This window comes from Streptomyces sp. NPDC045287 (assembly GCF_056432325.1).
Genome location: NZ_JBWKJG010000035.1, coordinates 1 through 19,416 on the forward strand (window position 1 = coordinate 1; position 19,416 = coordinate 19,416).

Annotated in this window: 13 protein-coding genes; 2 read left to right on the top strand and 11 right to left on the bottom strand. The window is 74.6% G+C overall.

What is annotated here, in order from left to right; translation table 11 throughout:
• Positions 1-91 precede the first annotated feature (91 nt).
• The 9 genes from dxs to AC07D6_RS32575 form a co-directional block, all read right to left on the bottom strand.
• A complete protein-coding gene (gene dxs / locus AC07D6_RS32535) occupies positions 92-2,026 on the bottom strand; it encodes a 1-deoxy-D-xylulose-5-phosphate synthase (protein WP_479050441.1) in 1,935 nt (644 codons plus the stop codon).
• A gap of 51 nt (positions 2,027-2,077) precedes the next feature.
• Positions 2,078-3,151 (bottom strand): polyprenyl synthetase family protein, encoded by a 1,074-nt coding sequence (locus AC07D6_RS32540; protein ID WP_479050406.1) that lies wholly within the window; start codon positions 3,149-3,151, stop codon positions 2,078-2,080.
• Positions 3,148-4,146 carry a 4-hydroxy-3-methylbut-2-enyl diphosphate reductase gene (ispH, locus tag AC07D6_RS32545; RefSeq protein ID WP_315877571.1) on the bottom strand — a complete coding sequence of 333 codons (999 nt, stop codon included), beginning with the start codon at positions 4,144-4,146 and terminating at the stop codon, positions 3,148-3,150. The genes AC07D6_RS32540 and ispH overlap by 4 nt, the downstream gene beginning before the upstream one ends.
• A gap of 895 nt (positions 4,147-5,041) precedes the next feature.
• A complete protein-coding gene (locus tag AC07D6_RS32550; protein WP_315877574.1) occupies positions 5,042-6,148 on the bottom strand; it encodes a 3-dehydroquinate synthase II domain-containing protein in 1,107 nt (368 codons plus the stop codon).
• Between the two features lie 55 nt (positions 6,149-6,203).
• The gene (locus tag AC07D6_RS32555; RefSeq protein WP_315877575.1) at positions 6,204-7,595 is read right to left on the bottom strand and encodes an NAD(P)/FAD-dependent oxidoreductase; all 1,392 of its coding nucleotides are present in this window, start codon (positions 7,593-7,595) and stop codon (positions 6,204-6,206) included.
• Positions 7,592-8,446, bottom strand: coding sequence for a transmembrane-type terpene cyclase (locus tag AC07D6_RS32560; protein WP_479050409.1), 855 nt, complete (start codon positions 8,444-8,446; stop codon positions 7,592-7,594). The genes AC07D6_RS32555 and AC07D6_RS32560 overlap by 4 nt, the downstream gene beginning before the upstream one ends.
• Before the next feature lie 52 nt (positions 8,447-8,498).
• Positions 8,499-10,121 carry an AMP-binding protein gene (locus AC07D6_RS32565; RefSeq protein ID WP_479050411.1) on the bottom strand — a complete coding sequence of 541 codons (1,623 nt, stop codon included), beginning with the start codon at positions 10,119-10,121 and terminating at the stop codon, positions 8,499-8,501.
• A gap of 222 nt (positions 10,122-10,343) precedes the next feature.
• Complete coding sequence (locus tag AC07D6_RS32570) at positions 10,344-11,096, bottom strand: beta/alpha barrel domain-containing protein (RefSeq protein ID WP_479050413.1); 753 nt, start codon at positions 11,094-11,096, stop codon at positions 10,344-10,346.
• 128 nt (positions 11,097-11,224) lie between these two features.
• Entirely contained in the window at positions 11,225-13,486 is a 2,262-nt protein-coding gene (locus AC07D6_RS32575) for an MMPL family transporter (RefSeq protein ID WP_315877579.1), read from the bottom strand.
• 376 nt (positions 13,487-13,862) lie between these two features.
• Here AC07D6_RS32575 and AC07D6_RS32580 point away from each other — a divergent pair, with 376 nt between their 5' ends.
• Complete coding sequence (locus AC07D6_RS32580; RefSeq protein ID WP_315877580.1) at positions 13,863-15,761, top strand: S9 family peptidase; 1,899 nt, start codon at positions 13,863-13,865, stop codon at positions 15,759-15,761.
• A gap of 22 nt (positions 15,762-15,783) precedes the next feature.
• Positions 15,784-16,551 (top strand): SURF1 family protein, encoded by a 768-nt coding sequence (locus tag AC07D6_RS32585; RefSeq protein WP_479050416.1) that lies wholly within the window; start codon positions 15,784-15,786, stop codon positions 16,549-16,551.
• A gap of 396 nt (positions 16,552-16,947) precedes the next feature.
• On the opposite strand, the gene AC07D6_RS32590 is transcribed toward AC07D6_RS32585, so the two are convergent.
• Positions 16,948-18,666: a hypothetical protein gene (locus tag AC07D6_RS32590; protein WP_479050418.1), complete on the bottom strand. Its 1,719-nt coding sequence runs from the start codon at positions 18,664-18,666 to the stop codon at positions 16,948-16,950.
• Positions 18,663-19,352, bottom strand: a complete 690-nt coding sequence (locus tag AC07D6_RS32595; RefSeq protein ID WP_315877583.1) for a SigE family RNA polymerase sigma factor — start codon at positions 19,350-19,352, stop codon at positions 18,663-18,665. Before AC07D6_RS32595 ends, AC07D6_RS32590 begins: the two co-directional genes overlap by 4 nt.
• Positions 19,353-19,416: the final 64 nt, after the last annotated feature.

The following is a 19,416-nucleotide window of genomic DNA, read 5'->3' on the forward strand; positions in this document are numbered from 1 at the left end:
CCCACCGCAACCGAACCGACCTGAATCTGCCGACTCTTCCGGCGCTCGGCCAGCCGGGTCGGAACGGACGGCATGCCGAGAGAAATGGCGGTCATGAGAGCTCCGTGTGTTGTCCGTGCGGGGTGTGCCGGGGTGCGCCGAGCCCGTCCCACGCGGTCCGGGCGGCGCGGGCGACGTCGTCCGCGGTGAGGCCGGACTCCTCCAGCACCTCGCCGCGCGTGCCGTGCGCGAAGAACTTCTGGGCGAGGCCCACCTGCCGTACCGGTACGTGGACGGAGGCGTCCTCCAGCGCCTGGGCGACGGCCGTGCCGACGCCCCCGACGCGGCCGTTGTCCTCGACGGTGACCACCAGGCGGTGGCGGCGGGCCAGTGCGGGCAGGCCGTCCGGCACGGGCTTCACCCAGCACGGGTCGACGACGGTGGCGCGCAGGCCCGCCCGGTCCAGCAGCCCGGCGGCCGCGAGGCACACCTCGGCCATCGGGCCGACCGAGACGATCAGGACGTCGGCGTCGTCCCCCTCCGGGCGGGCCAGGACGTCGAGGCCGTGCTCGACGGCGACGGCCTCCCGGTCGGCGGCGACCACGCCCTTCGGGAAGCGGACGACGGTCGGCGCGTCGTCGACGGCGACCGCCTCCCGCAGCAGCCGCCGCAGCCGGGCCCCGTCGCGCGGCACGGCGATGCGCAGGCCCGGTACGACCTGGAGGAGCGACAGGTCCCACATGCCGTTGTGGCTGGGCCCGTCGCTGCCGGTGGCGCCGGCCCGGTCGAGGACGAACGTGACGCCGCACCGGTGCAGCGCCACGTCCAGCAGCACCTGGTCGAAGGCGCGGTTGAGGAACGTCGCGTACACGGCGACGACCGGGTGCGTCCCGCCCAGGGCCAGCCCGGCCGCGGACGTGACGGCGTGCTGCTCGGCGATGCCCACGTCGAAGATCCGGTCCGGGTACGCCTCCGCGAACGCGGCGAGCCCGACCGGCCGGAGCATCGCCGCGGTGATCGCGACGACGTCGGGCCGCTCCGCGCCGACCTTCACGACCTCCTCGGAGAAGACGGAGGTCCAGGACTCGGCGCGGGGTTTGGCCAGGGCCGCCGCCGCGTCCACGGCGTGGAACCGGTCGGCCTCGTGCTCCTCGGCCGGCCGGTGGCCGCGGCCCTTCTCCGTGATGCAGTGCACGATGACGGGGCTGCCGAACCCCTTGGCGTGGCGCAGGGCCGCCTCGACGGCCCCGACGTCGTGTCCGTCGACCGGGCCGACGTACTTCAGCCCCAGGTCCTCGAAGAGGCACTGCGGGGCGACCAGGTCCTTCAGGCCCTTCTTCACGCCGTGCAGGGCCGTGTAGAGCGGCCGGCCGACGACGGGGGTCCGCTCCAGCCCCTCCTTGCCCCACTCCAGGACCCGCTCGTACCGCTGCGAGGTGCGCAGCGCCGTGAGGTGGTCGGCGAGGCCGCCGCGGGTCCTGGCGTACGAGCGGCCGTTGTCGTTGACGACGATGACGAGCGGGAAGTCCTTGATCAGGGCGATGTTGTTGAGGGCCTCCCAGGCCATGCCGCCGGTGAGGGCGCCGTCGCCGATGACGGCGACGACGCTGCGGTCGGTCTCGCCGCGCAGCCGGTACGCCTTGGCGAGGCCGTCCGCGTACGACAGGGCCGTGGAGGCGTGGGAGTTCTCGATGACGTCGTGCCGGGACTCCTCCTGGGAGGGGTATCCGGACAGGCCGCCCCGGCTGCGGAGGCGGCTGAAGTCCCGCCGCCCGGTCAGCAGCTTGTGGACGTACGCCTGGTGGCCCGTGTCCCACAGCAACCGGTCGTCCGGGGAGCGGAACACGCGGTGGAGGGCGATCGTCAGCTCGACGACCCCGAGGTTGGGGCCGAGGTGGCCGCCCGTGCGGGACACCTGGGTGACGAGGAAGTCGCGTATCTCCGCCGCCAGGTCGGGGAGCCGCTCGGGCGGGAGGGCCCGGACGTCGGCGGGCCCGTCGATCGCGGCGAGCAGGGGGTGCGCGCCGGCGGGGCCGTCGCCGGTCACCACGGGGGGCGTCTGCCGGGGGTCGCGGAAGTCGGTCACGGATCCGCCCCCCTACCGGTCCCGGAAGGCGACGCCGCGGGCCATGGCACGCAGTTCGCCGCGCCAACCCCCGTCGAGGGGCGCCTCGACCAGCGCTTCGCAGCCCTTCTGCACGAGCTGCCCGATGTGCTCCTCGACGTCGTCGCGGACGCCGTTGTCGACGAGCAGGGCGCGCAGCGCCTCCGGGCCGTACGACGGATCGAGGAACAGCTCGCGGACGCGCGGGTCGCGTTCCATGGCGAGCCCCATCAGGAGGGTCATCTTGTGCCGGTCGAAGTCGAGGCCGGCGGGCTTGCCGCTGGCCTCGCCGGTGCCGAACGCGTCCATGAGGTCGTCGCGCAGCTGGAACGCCTCGCCGACGGCGATCCCGTACTCCTGGAACGGCGCGGCCAGGTCGGTCCGGCCGGCGAGCCGGGCGCCGACGGCGAGGGGCCGGTGGATCGTGTAGTGGCCGGACTTGGCGACGGCGATCCAGCGGGCGAGCTGCGGGTCGGCGGAGAACTCGGCGGCGGCGAGGACGTCCATGTACTGGCCGATGATCAGCTCGGCGCGCAGCTCGCTCCACAGGTCGCGGACGGTCGCCGGGGCGTCGGCCATGATCTGGTCGGAGTAGATCAGGGCGAGGTCGCCGGCGAGGATCGCGACGTTCTCCCCGTACCGCTCCGGGTCGCCCTGCCAGCCGCGCCGCCGGTGCACGCCGGTGTGGTGGACGTGGGCGGTGGGCTCGCCGCGCCGCCGGTCGGACCCGTCCATGACGTCGTCGTGGATGAGCGCGCAGGCGTGCAGGACCTCCAGGGCGGCGGCGGCGGACACGACGCCGTCGTACCCCTCCGGTCCGCCGCCACCCGCGAGGTAGCCGGCGACGCAGAACGCGGGCCGCAGCCGCTTGCCGCCGGACTCGACGAGCCGCGCTATCGCCTCGACGGGCGTGCCGGCGCGGGGATCGACCCGGTTCCAGGCGGCGGTTTCGGCGGAGAGGAAGTCGCGGAGGCGGCGCTCCGTGGCGGCCATGAGGTGGTCGAAGGCGGCGCGCTGGGCGGTGGAGAGCCTGGAGTCGGCCTGTTCGACGGGCGCGTTGGCGGTCATGTGGCACTCCTGTCGGTGGGTTCTGCGGGTGAGGCGGCGGCCCCTGCGGGCCGCCGGCCCGTGCGGCGTCCCTCGGCGAGCTGCTGGGGGACGGAGAAGTGGACGTCCTCGACGGAGGTGCGCTCCACGGTGATGTCCCGGAAGCCGAGGTCGCCGAGGGTGTCGAGGAGCTGGGTGACCAGGACCTCGGGCACGCTGGCGCCGGAGCTGACGCCGACCGTGGAGACGCCGTCGAGCCACGTCCCGTCCAGGTGCGTCGTGTCGGGGACGAGGTGCGCGGCGGTGCCGGCCTGGCGGGCCACGTCGACCATGCGCAGGGAGTTGCTGGAGTTGCGCGAGCCGACGACGAGGACGAGGTCGCACTGGGCGGCGAGCGACTTGACGCCGTTCTGCCGGTTCTGGCTGGCGTAGCAGATCGTGTCGCCGCGCGGGCCGACGAGGTCGGTGAAGCGGGCCTTGAGCGCCTCGACGATGTCGGCGGTCTCGTCCATGGAGAGGGTCGTCTGCGTCAGGTAGGCGACGGGCGTGTCGTCGGCCAGCGGGAGCCGGGCGACGTCCTCGACGGTCTCCACGACGATGGTCCGCCGCGGTGCCTCGCCGCGGGTGCCCTCGGTCTCCTCGTGGTCGGCGTGGCCGATGAGCAGCAGGATCCGCTCGTCGCGGGTCACGCGGCGGGCGTGCTGGTGGACGCGGGAGACGAGCGGGCACGTCGCGTCGATGACGTCGAGGCCGCGCCCGGCCGCGTTGGAGCGGACCTCGGGCGAGACGCCGTGCGCGGAGAAGACGCAGACGCTGCCGGGCGGCACCTCCTCCTCCGTGTCGACGAACACGGCCCCCTTGGCTTCGAGGGACCGTACGACGTGGTGGTTGTGGACGATCTGCTTGCGCACGTAGACGGGCGGGCCGTGGATCTCCAGCGCCCGCTCGACCATGTCGATGGCGCGGACGACGCCCGCGCAGAAGCCGCGCGGTTCGGCGAGAATGACCTTCTTCATCACTGTCCTTCGTCCGGAGCGCCGCCACCGGGCCGGGCGCTCGCGTGGTGGCGCGTCGGCACGCGGTCCACGAGGGCCGCGGACGCGCCGGGGTGGGCCGCCGGGTCGAGCAGGTCGCGGACCTCCGCCGCGGTGACGCCGTCCGGCCGACCGCAGCACCAGGCGCCGCCCGGCGGGCCGGCGGACCCGGTCGAGGGCGTCCAGGGCGTCGAGGGCGTCCAGGGCCGGGCTCGGCCGCCCGGCCGCCTTCGGCCCGTACGCGACGGGCGCGGCGTGCAGGGCCGGGGTGCGCCCGGCCGCCGGGGCCGGCCAGCGGCGTTCGGTCGGCGCGGTCGGCCAGCGGCGTTCGGTCGGCGCGGCCAGGGCGCGGCAGGTGCCCGGCAGGTCGTCCTTTGGGGCGCGGCAGACGCGAGCGGTGAGCACGGCGGTCGCCGTGTCGGGGACGTCCTGGCCGGTGCCGTCGGGTGGTGCGGCGCCCACGCCGGGCAGTGCCCGTGGAAGGCGCGGGTCGGATACGTGCCGGGGCCCGGGCGCGCCGCTTCGTCCCCGGGCCCCGGGCGGGACCCGGGCCTCCCGGCCGCCCTCGCCGCCCCGGCGACCGGGCGGGCCCGCCCGCGGGGCGTCGGGCCGGTCGCGGCGGGGCCCGCGCGGTCAACGCTCGGGCCGGGGAACACGGTCACCTGCGGCATGACCGTGTTCCCCAGTGGGTGCCGGGACCGCCGGGTGTCCCGTACCCGACCGCCCCGGCCCGCGTACGGGTCGACCACGTGGACGGCGCGTACGCGGGCCGGGCCGCCGCACGGCACCGGCACGTTCGCCACCGGCCGTCCCACCGCGCACGCGCCCCGCGGCCCGGCCCCCGCCACGCGGATGCCGGCACGGTCCCGTCCCGCGCTCAGAACTCGCTGATCTCCTCGTCGACCTTGATGCCGACGTGCCGGCCCGGCTCGGTGACGCGGCCCAGCAGCCGGGTGCCCGGGACGACCTCGGTGAGGTTGAGCGGCTTGCCCTCGGCGCTCATCACGCGCACGTGCCAGTCGTCCTGGAGGAAGACGTTGACAGTCACGTCCTCGTAGCGGGCCTCGACGAGCCGCAGCGGTCGCAGCTCGACCTTGACGCGGCCGACCATCGCCTCGCGGAACCGGCCGCTCGGGTTGACGGCGTAGCACTTCTCACCGGCCGCGAGGTCGGTGATGTACGCGGTCGTGTCGGTGCCGAAGACGTACGAGTGGACGGCGCCGGCGTTGACGCGGAACGGCCGCAGGTTCATGTACGGCAGGTAGTGCACCTCGGCGCAGACGAGGATGCCGCCCGACGAGGTCGAGCCGATGACCATGCCCTCGTCCTCGTCGAACAGGTGCGTCGTGTCGATGCAGCCGCGGTAGCCCATGCCGACCGGTTCGGAGCGGACGACCTCCAGCGGGACGAGGTCGAGCTGCGCGTACCGCTCCGTGCGCAGGACGGCGCTGACCTTGGCGAGGTCCGCGAGGTGGCCGGCGCCGACGACGAGCCCGGCGGGGCCGCTCTCCAGGACGCCGGCGACGCTCGCGGTCTCGGCACTGGTCAGCAGCTCCTTGTAGACCTGCGTACGGGTGCCCTGGGCGCGGGCGAGGAGCAGTTCCAGCGGGATGTTCGTCTCGTCCGCGAAGGCGGCGACGAGGACGTGGACGGAGCCGCACAGGGCCGCCGCCTCGTTCATCGTGTCGCCGTCGACGATCTCGCAGCGCACGCCGACCGGCCGGCTGCCGGCGGCGGCGCGCACCGCGTCGAGCTCCTTCGGGGAGGGCGCGACGAGCACGTCGACCCGCGCGTCGTCGAGGCGGACGGCCTCCTCTCCGGTCACGAGGCACGCGACGGTGATCCGGGCCAGCGGCTCCCAGCCGTCGAGCTGGCCGGGGCGGACCAGGACGCCGTTGGCGTCGGAGGACCGGACGTGCGCGAGGGCCGCCTCCGTGGCGTCGCCCTTGAGCCGGGTGACGTCGGCCCAGAGTGTGGTGTCCATCTGTGCTTCTCCTTGGGTGAGGGCGGGTGAGCGGACGGAGGGGGTGCGGCGGGACTCAGCGGCCGGGCAGGAAGCGGCGCTCCCAGGCCGTCAGCGGCGGTGCGGCGAGCGGCTCCCCGCGCGGACCGAGCGCGGTGTGGACCAGCGCGGACGGCCGGGCGAGGGTGGTGAACGGCCGGGCCAGCGTGAACGAGTCGATCAGCGCGGCGGAGACGGCCGGGTTGCGGGTCGCCACCCTGACGGACCGGTCGACGAAGCGCCGTTGGAGGCGCAGCGCGCCGCCGGGGCGGGGCCCGACCGCGTCCGGGTAGAGCACGTCCTGGGTGGTGGCGATGACCCAGGCGTCCTGTGCCGCGCGGCCGATCCCGCGCTGTGCGCGGACCGCCGCGTCCGGGACGGGGCCGTACCGGCGCAGCACCTCGTCGAGGACGACGGCGCATCGGGCGGCGACGGACATGCCGTGCCCGTAGACGGGGTTGAAGGTGGTGGCCGCGTCGCCCGTGACGACGAGGCCCGCGGGCCAGGACGGCAGCCTGTCGAAGCGGCGGCGCCGGTTCGCGGAGCTGCGCGAGCCGCGGATCGGCCCCAGCGGTTCGGCGGCCTCGATCAGGTCGGCGACGAGCGGGTGGCGGACGGCGTGCCGGACGAAGCGCGCGTACCCCTCCTCGTCCGTGGGCGGTTCCCCGCCGCGGGTGCCGCCGAGGGTCACCATCCAGCGGCCCTCCTCGATGGGCAGCAGCGCCGCCCCGCAGCCGGGGCGGCCGGTGCCGGGCGCGGCGAGGACGTTGACCATCGGGAAGCCCTGCTCGGCGCCGGCCGGGGCGCGGAAGACGCGGGTGGCGTACGCCTGCCCGGAGTCGACGACCTCCTCCTCGACCTCGGGCAGGCCCAGCGCGGCGAGCCACCGGGGCGCGTGCGAGCCCCGGCCGGTGGCGTCGACGACGAAGCCGGCCTCCAGCTCGTGCTCGCCACCGGTGTCGCGGTCGCGGAGGCGGACGCCGGTGACGGCGCCCGGCCCCCCGAGCAGGCCGACGGCCTCGGACCGCTCGGTGACGGTGATCCGCCCGTTCTTGAACGCCTGCTGGCGGACGGTCCAGTCGAGGAGGGCGCGGCTGCACGAGTAGGCGTACCGCCGCCCCGGGAACCGCTCCAGCCAGCCCTGCGGGCTGAGCATTACCACCCCGTCGGGCATGCCGTGCCGGTGGGCGCCGGCGGCGACGAGCTGGCCGGTGACGCCGGGCAGGACGCGTTCCATGGCGCGGGCGCCGCCGTCCATGAGGACGTGGGTGTGCCGGGCCTGGGGGACGCCGGTGCGCGGTTCGGGGCCCTCCGGGTACCGGTCGCGTTCGACGACGACGACCTCGGGCACGTGCCGGGCGAGGGCGGCGGCGGCCAGGACGCCGGCGAGGCCGCCGCCCAGCACCACGGCCCGCCGGGCGGCGGTCACCGCGCGGCCTCCGCCCCGGTGGCCGGACGGTCCGCAGCTGCCTCCGCCCCGGTGGCCGCGCGGTCCGCCGGGGTGTCCGGTCCGGCGGGCGCCGCGGGCGCCGTCGCGGGCGCCGCCCCGTACGGGTCGGGTACGGGCGGCCGGTTGAACGCCCACGGCGAGTGGCCCTCGGCGCGGATGCGGCGGTGCAGCATCCGGATGTAGATGATGTCCAGGACGTGGATCGTCGGGAAGAGGACGAAGAACAGGTAGTGCCCGGGGAACTCGATGTACACGGTGATCCCGGCGAACAGCGACCCGATCGCCTTGGCGACCGCGATGTGCATCGACTGGCCCGCCGACGAGCCGCGGTTGTGCAGCATGTAGATGAACGCGGCGCTGAGCGGGATGTTGATGACGGTGCCCGTGTACACGCCGGGGATGTCGCCCAGTTCGTTCGTGCCCACCACGACCATCAGCGACGCCCAGACGAACATGCCGACGAACGCGGCCCTGAATTGACGTTTCGTCAGCTTCGGGAAGTCCTTCCAGCCCCACTTCAGGGTCTGGTAGATGATCAGCGAGTTGAACAGCGCCCAGTAGAAGTTGGTGTGCCGCTGGGTCGTGTCCTGGTCGAGGACGATCGACAGGTTGAACTCCCAGGCGAAGTTGACCGCCACCAGCAGCGGGGGGATGCCGACGCGCTTGTCCTTCAGCCCCCGGTGGATGGCGAACGCGTACGCCGCGAGCCAGCCGACCGCCGCCGGTCCCATGCACATCCAGTACAGCCACCGCTCCCGGTGGACCTCCGGGATGGTGATGGGCGCCGGATCCGACATGGGGATCAGGGCGTCGGGAAGAAACTCGATCACTGGTTCCTCTTTCGGTCGACACGTCGGGGGGCGCCGGGGCGCCGCCGCCGGCTCACGTCCACTTGCCCGTCCCCAGGACCTCTCCGGTGCCGAGGACCATCTCCCGCAGCTCCAGCCTCCGGACCTTCCAGGTGGCCGTCCGCGGCACCTCGTCCCACGGGACGAGCCGGGGTTCGCCGAGCGGCGGCAGCCCGGCCGTGGCGCGGGCCCACTCGGCCGGATCCAGGTGGTTGTCGCGCATGCACAGCACGGGCACCGGCGGCCCGCCGGGCACGCCGAGCACCGTCACCTCGGACGCCTTCGGCAGGCGGTCGAGGAGGGTGCTCTCCAGTTCTATGCAGCTCATGCCGGGCAGTACGTCGACCTCCCGGTCGAGCATGCGGATCCGGCCGAACCGGCCGCGCTCGCCGAGGTCGCCGCTGTTCCACCAGCCGTCGACGAGCTTCGCCCGGTACCGGTCGTCCTCCCCCAGGTACGTCAGGCAGCGCGCCTTCCCCGCGACCATCAGCAGGCCGGGCTCGCCGCGTCCGAGCCGCCGGCCGCTCTGCGGGTCGACGACCTTCACCCGGACCAGCGGCGGGTAGCCGACGTTGGTGGTGTCGCGCTGGGCGCCCTCCCAGCGGCGGGCCTGGCGCCGCGTGAAGACGTTCATGGAGATGCCGGCGATCTCCGACTGCCCGAGGCCCGTCGCCCACACCGGGAAGCGGCTCCTCGACACGTTCAGGAAGGTCCGTACGGTACGCGGGTGCACCGCGTCGAAGGTGCTGTTGAACCGCCGTACGCGCGCGAAGAGCTCGGGTCTGCGGTCGGCCAGCTCCTCCCAGTGCTGGAACATGTTCGGCAGCGCTTCCAGCGAGGTGGGCCGGTGCGCGGCCAGCATCCTCTCGACCGTGTCGAGCCCCGGGTCGGAGAGGGTGACGACCCGCTTCGGCGCCAGGCTGAACTGCGCCGACGTCCACGAGACGAGCCGGTTGTGGACGAACGAGAAGCACCCGGCGACCACGTCGCGGCGGCTCGACGTGACCATCGGCAGCCTCTTGGACTCCAACTGGAACGGGAAGGTCCCCAGGGACGTGCTCGCCGCGTGCACCACCAGCTTGGGCACGCCGGTCGTGCCCGACGTGTGGGTGACGATCATCGGCTCGTCGTCGCGCCGGGGCCGTGCGGGCGCGGCCGGCACGCCGCGCAGGGACTCCAGGGGCACCGTCCCGTCGGGCGGTTCGGCTCCGGCCGCCTCCCCGGCGACCAGGACGCGGACCCCGGGGCCGGTGAGGCGCACGCCGTCCTTGGCGGCCCGCTCCAGCACCTCCGGGGAGGTGAGCACCGCGTGCGGGGCGGCCCGTTCGATCATGACGCGCAGGTGGTCGGGGCGGACCACCGGGGACATCAGGACGGGCAGGACGCCGATCCGGGCGGCCGCCCCGGCCAGCAGCACCGTGTCGAAGTGGTTCCGCTTGACCAGCGCCAGGGTGTCGCCGGCGCGCAGGCCCGCGGCGTACAGCCAGTCGCCGGCCTCGCGCACCAGCGCGGCGAGCGCGATCCCGTCGTACACGGTGCCCCGCTCGGGGGCGATGTCGAACGGCCGGTCCAGGTGGATCTCCGTCTGGTGCTCCTTGCCCGCGTGCCAGTCGAAGAGCAGACCGAAGTTGATGGGTTTGCGCGAAGGCGGTGCCATCCGTCGTGGTTCCTTTCTGGTCCGGTACGCCGGGGGGGTACGGGCGTGCGGGTGGGGCGGCGCACCGGGGTCCGTTCCGGATCGGGACGCCGGGGTGGTCCAGGCGCCGGGAAGGGCTCCGGACGCCGGGCGCTTCGTACGCCGGGGTGCTTCGATGCCGGGGGGCTTCGTACGCCGAGGAGCTTCGGGCGCCGGGAACTTCGGGCGCCGGGGCTCGGGGGCTCAGCCCTCGCCGTGGACGACGGCCCGCAGCTCGGCGGTGGCGCGTACGGGGTCGGGGGCGCCGAACATGCGGCGGCCGACGCACAGTCCGGCGACGCCGGCGCCCATCGCGGCCTTCGCGGACTCGCAGAACGCCTCCCACGTGCCCTCGTTCTGCCCGCCCGCCAGGACGACCGGCACGGGCACGGTCGCGGCGAGCTCCGCCACGTACCTGTCGCCGGGGTGGGCGGCCTTGACGATGTCGGCGCCCAGCTCGGCGGCGACGCGGGCGGCGTGCAGGACGGCGGGGCCTGTGTCGCGCGCGTCGGTCCGCACGTACGTCATGACCAGCAGCGGGACGCCGAGCCGGTCGCAGGTGGCGGCCAGCGAACCGAGGTCGGCGAGGGCCTGCCGGTCCTCGGCGGAGCCGCCGCCGAGGGTGATGTGCGCGGAGAGCGCGTCGGCGCCGAGCGCGAGGGCGGCCTCCGGGTCGCAGACGCGGGTCTTCAGCTCGGAGCCGGGGCTCAGGGCCGTGTTGCCGGAGAGGTGCACGACGAGGGCGGTGCCGCGCTGCGCCGGCATGGAGCGGGCGGCGGAGCCGCGGTGGGTGACCACCCCGTCGGCACCGCCCGCCACGGCCGCGCCCATGACCGCGCCCATGTCCGACAGTCCGCTGGCGGCACCGAGGGTCAGGGAGTGGTCCACGGCGATGAGCAGGGTCTTGCCGTCCTCCTCGAAGAGCCGGCGCAGTCGACGTTCTTTTCCAGTCACCATCTTGTGCTCCTTCAACTCCTCAGGGGTCGCACATGCGAGACGCCCGGCCGGGGGTCCCGGCCGGGCGTCGGTGGTGCGGTGGCGTGGTGGTGCGGTGGCGTGGGGGTGCGGTGGCGTGGGGGTGCGGCTCAGGTGCGCACGCTGACCTCGGGGTCCTTCGGGGCCGCCGCCCCGTCCCGCGGGGCGGGCGGCGTACCGGACTCCTCGCGCAGCCCGAACCGGTCGTGCAGGCGGCGCATCGGGCCGGGGGCCCACCAGTTGGCGTCGCCGAGCAGCTTCATGAAGGCCGGCAGCAGGGCGCCGCGGACGATGAGGGCGTCCATGAGGATGGCCAGCGGGATGCCGACGCCGAACGCCTTCATGTAACCGATCTTGGAGGTGACCCACACGGCGCAGACCAGGGAAATCATCACGGCGGCGTACGTCACCACGCGTCCCGTGCGGGCCAGGGCGTCGGCGACGGCCGTCGCGTTGTCCTTGCCCCTGTCGTGCTCCTCCTTGATCCGGGACATGATGAACACCTGGTAGTCCATGGACAGTCCGAAGGCCATCGCGAAGAGGATGACCGGCACCGTCCAGATCGTGGCCCCGGTCGCGGTGAAGTCGCCGACGAGCCACTTCAGGTGCCCGTCCTGGAAGATGTAGACGAGCACGCCGAACGTCGCCGTGAGGCTGAGCAGCGTGAGCGCGATCGCCTTGATGGGCAGCAGCACACTGCCCGTCAGCAGGAACAGCAGCACGAACATGCTGGCCGCGAGGAGGCCGATGGCCAGCGGCAGCGCGTCGGTGAGCTTGTCGAACGTGTCGACCGACGTCGCGGACGGGCCGCCGACGAGCACCTTCCCGTACGGCGCGGGAAGGGCGCGCACGTCCCGCACCAACTGCTCGCTCGGCGCCGCGAGGGCGTCCTTCTCCGGGATGACCAGCAGGTAGCTGCTGGTCTCGCCGGTGAACTGGGTGGACGCGGCGGTCGGCGGGCCGACGCGGCGGCCGTCCTGGTAGCTGCCGGCGGGGCCGTCGACGCGCTCGGCGTGGGGCAGCGTCGAGAGCTTCGCGGCGTACGCGCCGAGCGCCTCGGTCCGGTCGGCGGCGGGCGCGTCGCCCTCGACGACCACCTTGAGCGCCTGGGCCTGCTTGGTGCTGAACTCCTCGTTGACGATCTTCGCCACGCGCGCGGAGCCCGCGGAGGGCGGCAGGACCTGCTCGTCCTGGAGGCGCAGCTTCATGTCGAGGGCGGGCAGTCCGAGCAGGACGAGGAAGCCGAGGACGAGGACGCTGACGAGCGCGGGCCGCTTCATGACGCGGTACGACTGGCGGCGCCAGAACTCGCTCTCGGCGGAGATCTCCCGGACGCGGCCCTTCATGAACGGCAGGTGCAGCGTGTCCACGCGCTTGCCGAACATGCCGATCATCGCCGGCACCAGGGTGATCGCGGCCAGGGCGGCGAACACGGTCGTGCCGATGCCGCCGAGCGCCATCGACGCGAAGAACGGGAACGGCACGGCGAACAGGGCGCTGAGGGTGACGACGACGCAGACGGCGGAGAAGACGACCGTGCGGCCGGCCGTGTTCAGCGTGTTGCGCAGCGCGGTCTCCCGGTCCACGCCCCGGCCGTGCTCCTCGCGGAAGCGGCTGACGATGAGGAGGCTGTAGTCGATCGCCAGGCCGAGGCCGACGAACGTCGCCGTGTTGAGGACGAAGTTCGACAGGTCCATCGCGAAGGTGAGCAGCCAGAACAGGCCCATGCTCAACGTGATGCAGACGATGGCGACGCTCAGCGGCAGCAGGGCGGTGACCAGGCTGCCGAAGACGATGACGAGGAGGGCGAGCACGATCGGGAAGACGAGCGCCTCGGCCAGCGCCGCGTCGTCGGCGGCCTGGGTGAGGTTCTCGTTCCACATCTGCTCCTCGCCGCCGAGGGTGACGTGGAGCCCTCCGACCTCGCCGGAGTACTCGTCCGCGAGCTCCTTCACCCGCTTCTGCCGCGCGTCGAAGTCGCCCTCGACGCGGCCGACGATCAGCGCCTTGTGGCCGTCCTCGCTCTTGAGGGCGGCCTGGCGGCCCGCGGCCCAGTACGACGTCACGTCGCCGACGCCGCTCTCGGCGGCGAACCGGTCGGTGAGGCGCGCCCCGGCCTCCGCGACCTCCGCGTGGTCGACGCCGCGCTCGTCGTCGACGAGCAGGACCAGGTTGGGCTCGCTGTTCTCGTACTGCGTCTGGAGGATGGTCGCGGCCTTGTCCGACTCCGACCCCGGGACCTGCCATCCGCCGTTCGTCAGGCGCCCCATCAGTCCGGCGGCCGCCGCGCCGGCGACGATGACCGCCACGAGCGCTGTGACCAGCACCAGGCGGTGGCGCCGGAGGGCGAATCCGGCGAGCTTCCCAAGCATGACTTCCCCTCACAAAGCTGTCGGTTGCGTTCACGAGCGGTCGCCACGTCAGGCGGCCACGCCGGTACGACCGGCGGAGCCGGGAGAATGTGACACCGAGTGGCGGGGCCGATTCGGCGGAGGACGGGCGCGAGGGCCGGAGAAGCGTTCGCGGGCTGTTTCCGGGCACGGCGAACGTGGGGAAAGCGTGACACAGGCGCCCCCCGCCGCCCCACCCCCCTCAGATGTGATCCGCGCCACATCGCGCCACACCGCACGTCGGGCGTGCGGCGTCGGGCGTGCGGCGTCAGGTCGGGGCGGGGTGGCGAGCGGACCGGGGACGGCCGGGCCCGGGGTTTTCCACAGGCTCGGCGGGATGTCGGCGGGGCGGAGCATGATGGACGGCATGACTGAGCCGACCGACGTGCCCCCGACCGTGCCCGCAGCTTCCCCCCGTTCCGCCGAACCGTCCGCGCCCGCGGGCCGCGACTGGTCGTCCCTGCCCGACTGGGAGAAGCGGTTCCGCGCGCCGCGGGTCTCCCTGCCCGAGTGGGCGCTGGACGCGCCGGACCGGGCGCTGTTCGTGTCGAACGCGACGGGGACGTACGAGCTGTACGCCTGGGACCGGGAAACGGGCCGGCAGCGGCAGGTCACGGACCGGCCGAACGGCACGACGGACGGGGTGCTGACGCCGGACGGCGAGTGGATCTGGTGGTTCGCGGACACGGACGGCGACGAGTTCGGGGTGTGGATGCGGCAGCCGTTCGGGGGCGGCGCGGACGAGCCGGCGGTGCCCGGGCTGGCCCCCTCGTACCCGGCGGGCCTCGCCCTCGGCCGGGACGGCACGGCGGTCGTCGGCCGGTCCACGGAGGAGGAGGGCACCACCGTCCACGTCGTCCGGCCGGGCGGGGAGCCGGTGGAGATCTACCGGCACCGCGAGTCGGCCGGGGTGGGGGACCTGTCGCACGACGGGACGCTCGTGGCGGTCGAGCACACCGAGCACGGCGACGCGATGCACGCGGCGCTGCGGGTGGTGCGGCTGGACGGCGCGCTGGTGGCGGAGCTGGACGACACGAAGGGCGGCACGAAGGACCTGGGCCTGGCGGTGATGGGCTTCGCCCCGGTCGACGGCGACCCGCGGCTCCTGGTGGGGCACCAGCGGCGCGGCCGGTGGGAGCCGATGATCTGGGACGTCGGGTCGGGCCGGGAGACGGACCTGGACCTGGAGCTGCCGGGGGACGTGAGCGCCGAGTGGTACCCGGACGGTTCGGGGCTCCTGATCGCCCACAGCTTCGAGGCGCGCAGCGAGCTGTGGCGGTACGACATCGCGTCGCGGCGCCTGTCGCGGGTGGACACGCCGCCCGGTTCGGTGTCGGGCGCGACGGCCCGCCCGGACGGAACGGTGGAGTACCTGTGGTCGTCGGCGGCGGTGCCGCCCGTGGTGCGGTCGACGACCGGCGCGGTCGTCCTCGACCCGCCCGGCCCGCAGGCGCCGCCCTCGGTGCCGGTGGAGGACGTGTGGGTGGAGGGCCCCGGCGGCCGGGTCCACGCGCTGGTGCAGCGCCCGGCGGGGGCGACGGGCCCGCTGCCGACCGTGTTCGACCTCCACGGCGGCCCGGCCTGGCACTACAGCGACACGTTCTCGGCGGCGCCCGCCGCGTGGGTGGACCACGGGTACGCGGTGGTGCGGGTGAACTACCGCGGCTCCACCGGGTACGGGCGCGAGTGGACGGACGCGCTGCGGCACCGGGTGGGGCTGATCGAGCTGGAGGACGTCGCGGCCGTCCGCGAGTGGGCGGTGTCGTCGGGCCTCGCCGACCCGGAGCGGCTGGTGCTGACGGGCGGCTCGTGGGGCGGCTACCTGACGCTGCTGGGGCTGGGGACGCAGCCGGACGTGTGGGCGGTGGGCATCGCGGACGTGCCGGTCGCGGACTACGTGGCGGCCTACCAGGACCAGATGGAGGCGCTGCGTCCGCTGGACCGGACCCTGTTCGGCGGCTCCCCGGAGGAGGTGCCCGACCGGTTCCGCGCCTCGTCCCCGATCACGTACGTGGACCGGGTGCGGGCACCGGTGTACATCGCGGCGGGCGTCAACGACCCGCGCTGCCCGATCCGGCAGGTCGAGAACTACGTGGAGCGGCTCGCGGCGCGCGGCGCGGTGCACGAGGTGTACCGGTACGACGCGGGGCACGGCTCGCTGGTGGTGGAGGAGCGGATCAAGCAGTTGCGGCAGGAGCTGGAGTTCGCCGCGCGACACGTGCCCGCCGCGGCCGGGCCCCGGCCGGACGGGAGGTGACCGCGTTCCGTACCGTGGAGGGGTGTACCGGTTCCTGACGACACCCCGCTGGTGGGGGATCAACGTCTTCGTGCTGCTCGCGATCCCGTTCTGCCTGTTCATGGGGGTATGGCAGCTCGGCAGGTTCGAGGACCGCGTCGACTCGCACCGGGAGGCGGAGCAGCGGCCCGCCGCCCGGGCGGCGGAGGCGGCGGCGCCGCTGACGGAGCTGCTGCCGGTCGACAAGGAGACGTCGGGCCGCCAGGCGACGGCGAGCGGCCGGTACGGGAAGCAGTTCCTCGTCCCCGGCCGTGAGCTGGACGGCAGGACCGGGTCGTACGTGCTGACGCTGCTGCACACGCCGGAGGGCAAGGCCCTGCCGGTGGTGCGGGGCTGGTTGCCGAAGGGGGCCGCCGCCCCGGCGCCGCCGTCCGGCGAGGTGACCGTGACCGGAGCGCTCCAGGCGTCGGAGCACGCCGGGAGCGGCGGCGCCCACACGGCGGGCGGCCTGCCGTCGGGCCAGTTGGGCATTATCAGCGCGGCGTCGCTGGTCAACCTGGTGCCGGACGACGTCTACGACGCGTGGGTGACGCTCAAGGACTCCCCCGCCGGCCTGACCCCCGTCCCGGCGACCGCGGCGGTGGGCACGGGCCTGGACCTGAAGGCGTTCCAGAACCTCGGCTACACGGGCGAGTGGTTCGCCTTCGCGGGCTTCGTCCTGTTCATGTGGTTCCGCCTGTTCCGCCGGGAGGCGGAGGCGGAACGGGACCGTGCCCTGGGCCTCGATCCGGAGGCCCCGGGCGTCAGCTGAGACCGGTCCCCCGCCCGCCCCGGCCCCACCGGGCGGGTGCGGCGGGTCTGCCGCTCCCACCCCTGCGGCTCGTCCGGCGGGTCTGCCGCTCCCGCCCCTGCGGCTCGTGCGATGGGGCTGCCGCTCCCACCTGTACGGCTCGTCCGGCGGGTCTGCCGCTCCCGCCCGTACGGCCCGTGCGACGAGTTGGCTGCTACCTGCTCGTGCGGCTCGCGCAGCCGGGGCCCGGCGGGCTGCTACTCGCCGCCCGTACGGCCCGTGCGACCGGGGGCCGACGGGGTCACTCGCCACCCGCGCGGCTCGCCCGGCACGTACTGCCACCACCCGTCCGTACGCCTCGTGCGGCGCACTGCCACTCCCCGCCCGTGCGGCTCATGCGGGCGGGGAGTGGCGGGGTCACTGCACCGGGAGGAGGCCGGTGCGGTAGATGGTGCCGGCGCAGGCGTGGGGGATGGTGGCCGCCGCCTGGGGGCCACCCGCGCCGGGGGTGTGCGTCACGGTGACGCTGCCGTCCGCGACGCCCTCCTCGCGCTTGAGCTGCGGTTCGACCGCCGCCGTGCCGGTGTCCGCGACGCCCTCCGCCGTGCCGGTGGCCGTGTCGCCCGTGGCCGGCGGGGGTTCCTCGCTGGGGGTGGACGGCGTGGGCTCGGGCGGTTGGCCTTCGCCGCCCCCGTCGCCCCCGTCGCCTCCGCTGCCGCTACCGCCGCTGTCGCCGTTACCGTCTCCGCCCCCGCCTCCGCCGTTGACCGGGCAGGTCTCGCTCGGCACCCAGGCGAACCTCACCTCGTACGCCCCGGACGGCTTCAGCACCAGGCTGCCCACCGCCGTGGACGGGTCGGGCAGACCGGACGCCGCGCCTCCACCCGTGTGCCTGATGACGCTGATGCGCCCCGGGTCGGCCGCGCCGCTCGTGGCGAAGCCGACCGTGCCGGCGGTGTCGACGGCGCAGTCCCCGGAGGAGATGTTGGTGATGCGGAACGTGCCGTAGACCGTGCCGTCCCCGCCGGGGGCGCCCGCGTCGGCGACGCTCACCCCGAGCTGGCCCGCCCCGCACGCCGGGAGCGCGGCCGGGGCGGAGGTCGTGAGGTCGGGTGTGCCGTCCGCGCCGGCGGAGGCGCTGGTACCGGCGGACGGCGGGGTCCGGGTCAGGTCGGTGCTGTCCTTGCCGGCACCCAGCTCGCCGGAGGGGCTGCCGGCGGCCCGCTCGCCGGCGGGGCCGCCGGTCTCGTCGCCGGTGCCGCCCTGGACCTGTGAGCCGTGTCCGGCGTTGACGGGGTTGGCGTCGGAGGCGCCGTCGGAGGCGGCGACGTGCACGAACGCGGGCACGCCGGTGCCGAGCAGGATCACCGCGGCAGCCGCGCCGACCAGTGCCTGCCGCTTCCGTGCCCGCCGCGCGGGCACGGCCCGCCGGAGGTGGTCGAGCGCGCCCGTGGACGGTTCCAGCCCCTCCACGGCCCCGTGCAGCAGCCGCCGCAGCGCCAGCTCGTCCCCACCGAGCCCGTCGCCCCCGAGGTCGAGGACCCCCCCGAGCCCACCGGTCGCGTCCCCGGGATCACCGTCCTGAGAACCGCCGTCCCCGACGGTGTTACCCCGGGTGGTGCCTCCCCCGGCGGTGCCGCTCTGAGAGATGCCGTCCCGGACGGCGCCGTCCCCGGCGGTGCCGCCCTGGGAGATGTCGCCCTGGGGGGCATCGCCCCCGGCGGTGCCGTCCCGGGTGGTGCTGTTCTGAGGGGTGTCTCCCCGGACGATGTCGTCTTGGGGGATGTCGTCCCGGTCGGTTTCGTCCCCGGCCGTGCGGCCCTGGACGGTCTCGTCCCCGGTGATGTCGTCGCGGGCCGTGTCGTCGCCGGTGGTCGTGGGTGCCTCGGTCGCCTCGGGGGTCTCGGCCGTGTCGTCCCGGCCGGGGGCGGATCGGGCGGGGGCGTCCTGCGACCGGGTGGGTTCGGCGGGGTCCGGGGCCGAGGGGGTGCCCCCGGGGGTCGGGGAGCCGGGGGTCGGGGAGCCGGGGGTCGGGGTGCCGGGGGTTTCGGGGGTGTTCACTGCGTTGTTTCCAGTCCGGTCGTTCGACGGCCCGTCCGGCCCGTTGTGCTCGTGGCTCTCCGCGCGGCCGCTCATGCCTTCGCTCCCATGGAGACGCGCAGCGCGGCTATGCCGCGGGAGCCGTACGCCTTCACCGACCCGAGCGATATGCCCAGGGTCTCGGCGACCTGCGCCTCCGTCATGTCCGCGAAGTACCGCAGGACCAGCACCTCCCGCTGGCGGCGCTGCAGCCCGCGCATCGCCTTGATCAGCGCGTCGCGTTCCAGCTGGTCGTACGCGCCCTCCTCCGCGCTCGCCATGTCCGGCATCGGCTTGGAGAGCAGCTTCAGCCCGAGTATGCGGCGGCGCAGGGCGGACCGGGAGAGGTTCACGACGGTCTGGCGGAGGTACGCCAGGGTCTTCTCCGGGTCCCGGACCCTCTTGCGGGCGGAGTGGACGCGTATGAACGCCTCCTGCACGACGTCCTCGCAGGAGGCCGTGTCGTCGAGGAGCAGCGCGGCGAGACCGAGCAGCGACCGGTAGTGGGCGCGGTAGGTCTCGGTGAGATGGTCGACCGTGGTGCCCGACGTCATCGTCTCGTCGGCGCCGTCACGCGGGAACGGCACGCGGGCGCGGCGCGTGGCGGGCATGGGCGCGATCACCGGCATGCCACCCCCGCGCCGACGGTCGCGCGGGGGCCGCTGGGGCGGCCGCAGGAGCGGGAGGACCGCCGCGCCGCCGCGCGGTGGTGCCGCCGGTGTGATGTCGAGTACCTCTGCCACGCCTGTTGGACACCTTGCCCCCCGTCAGGGTTGTACGCGCACGTCGCCGTAACTGACGGTGCGT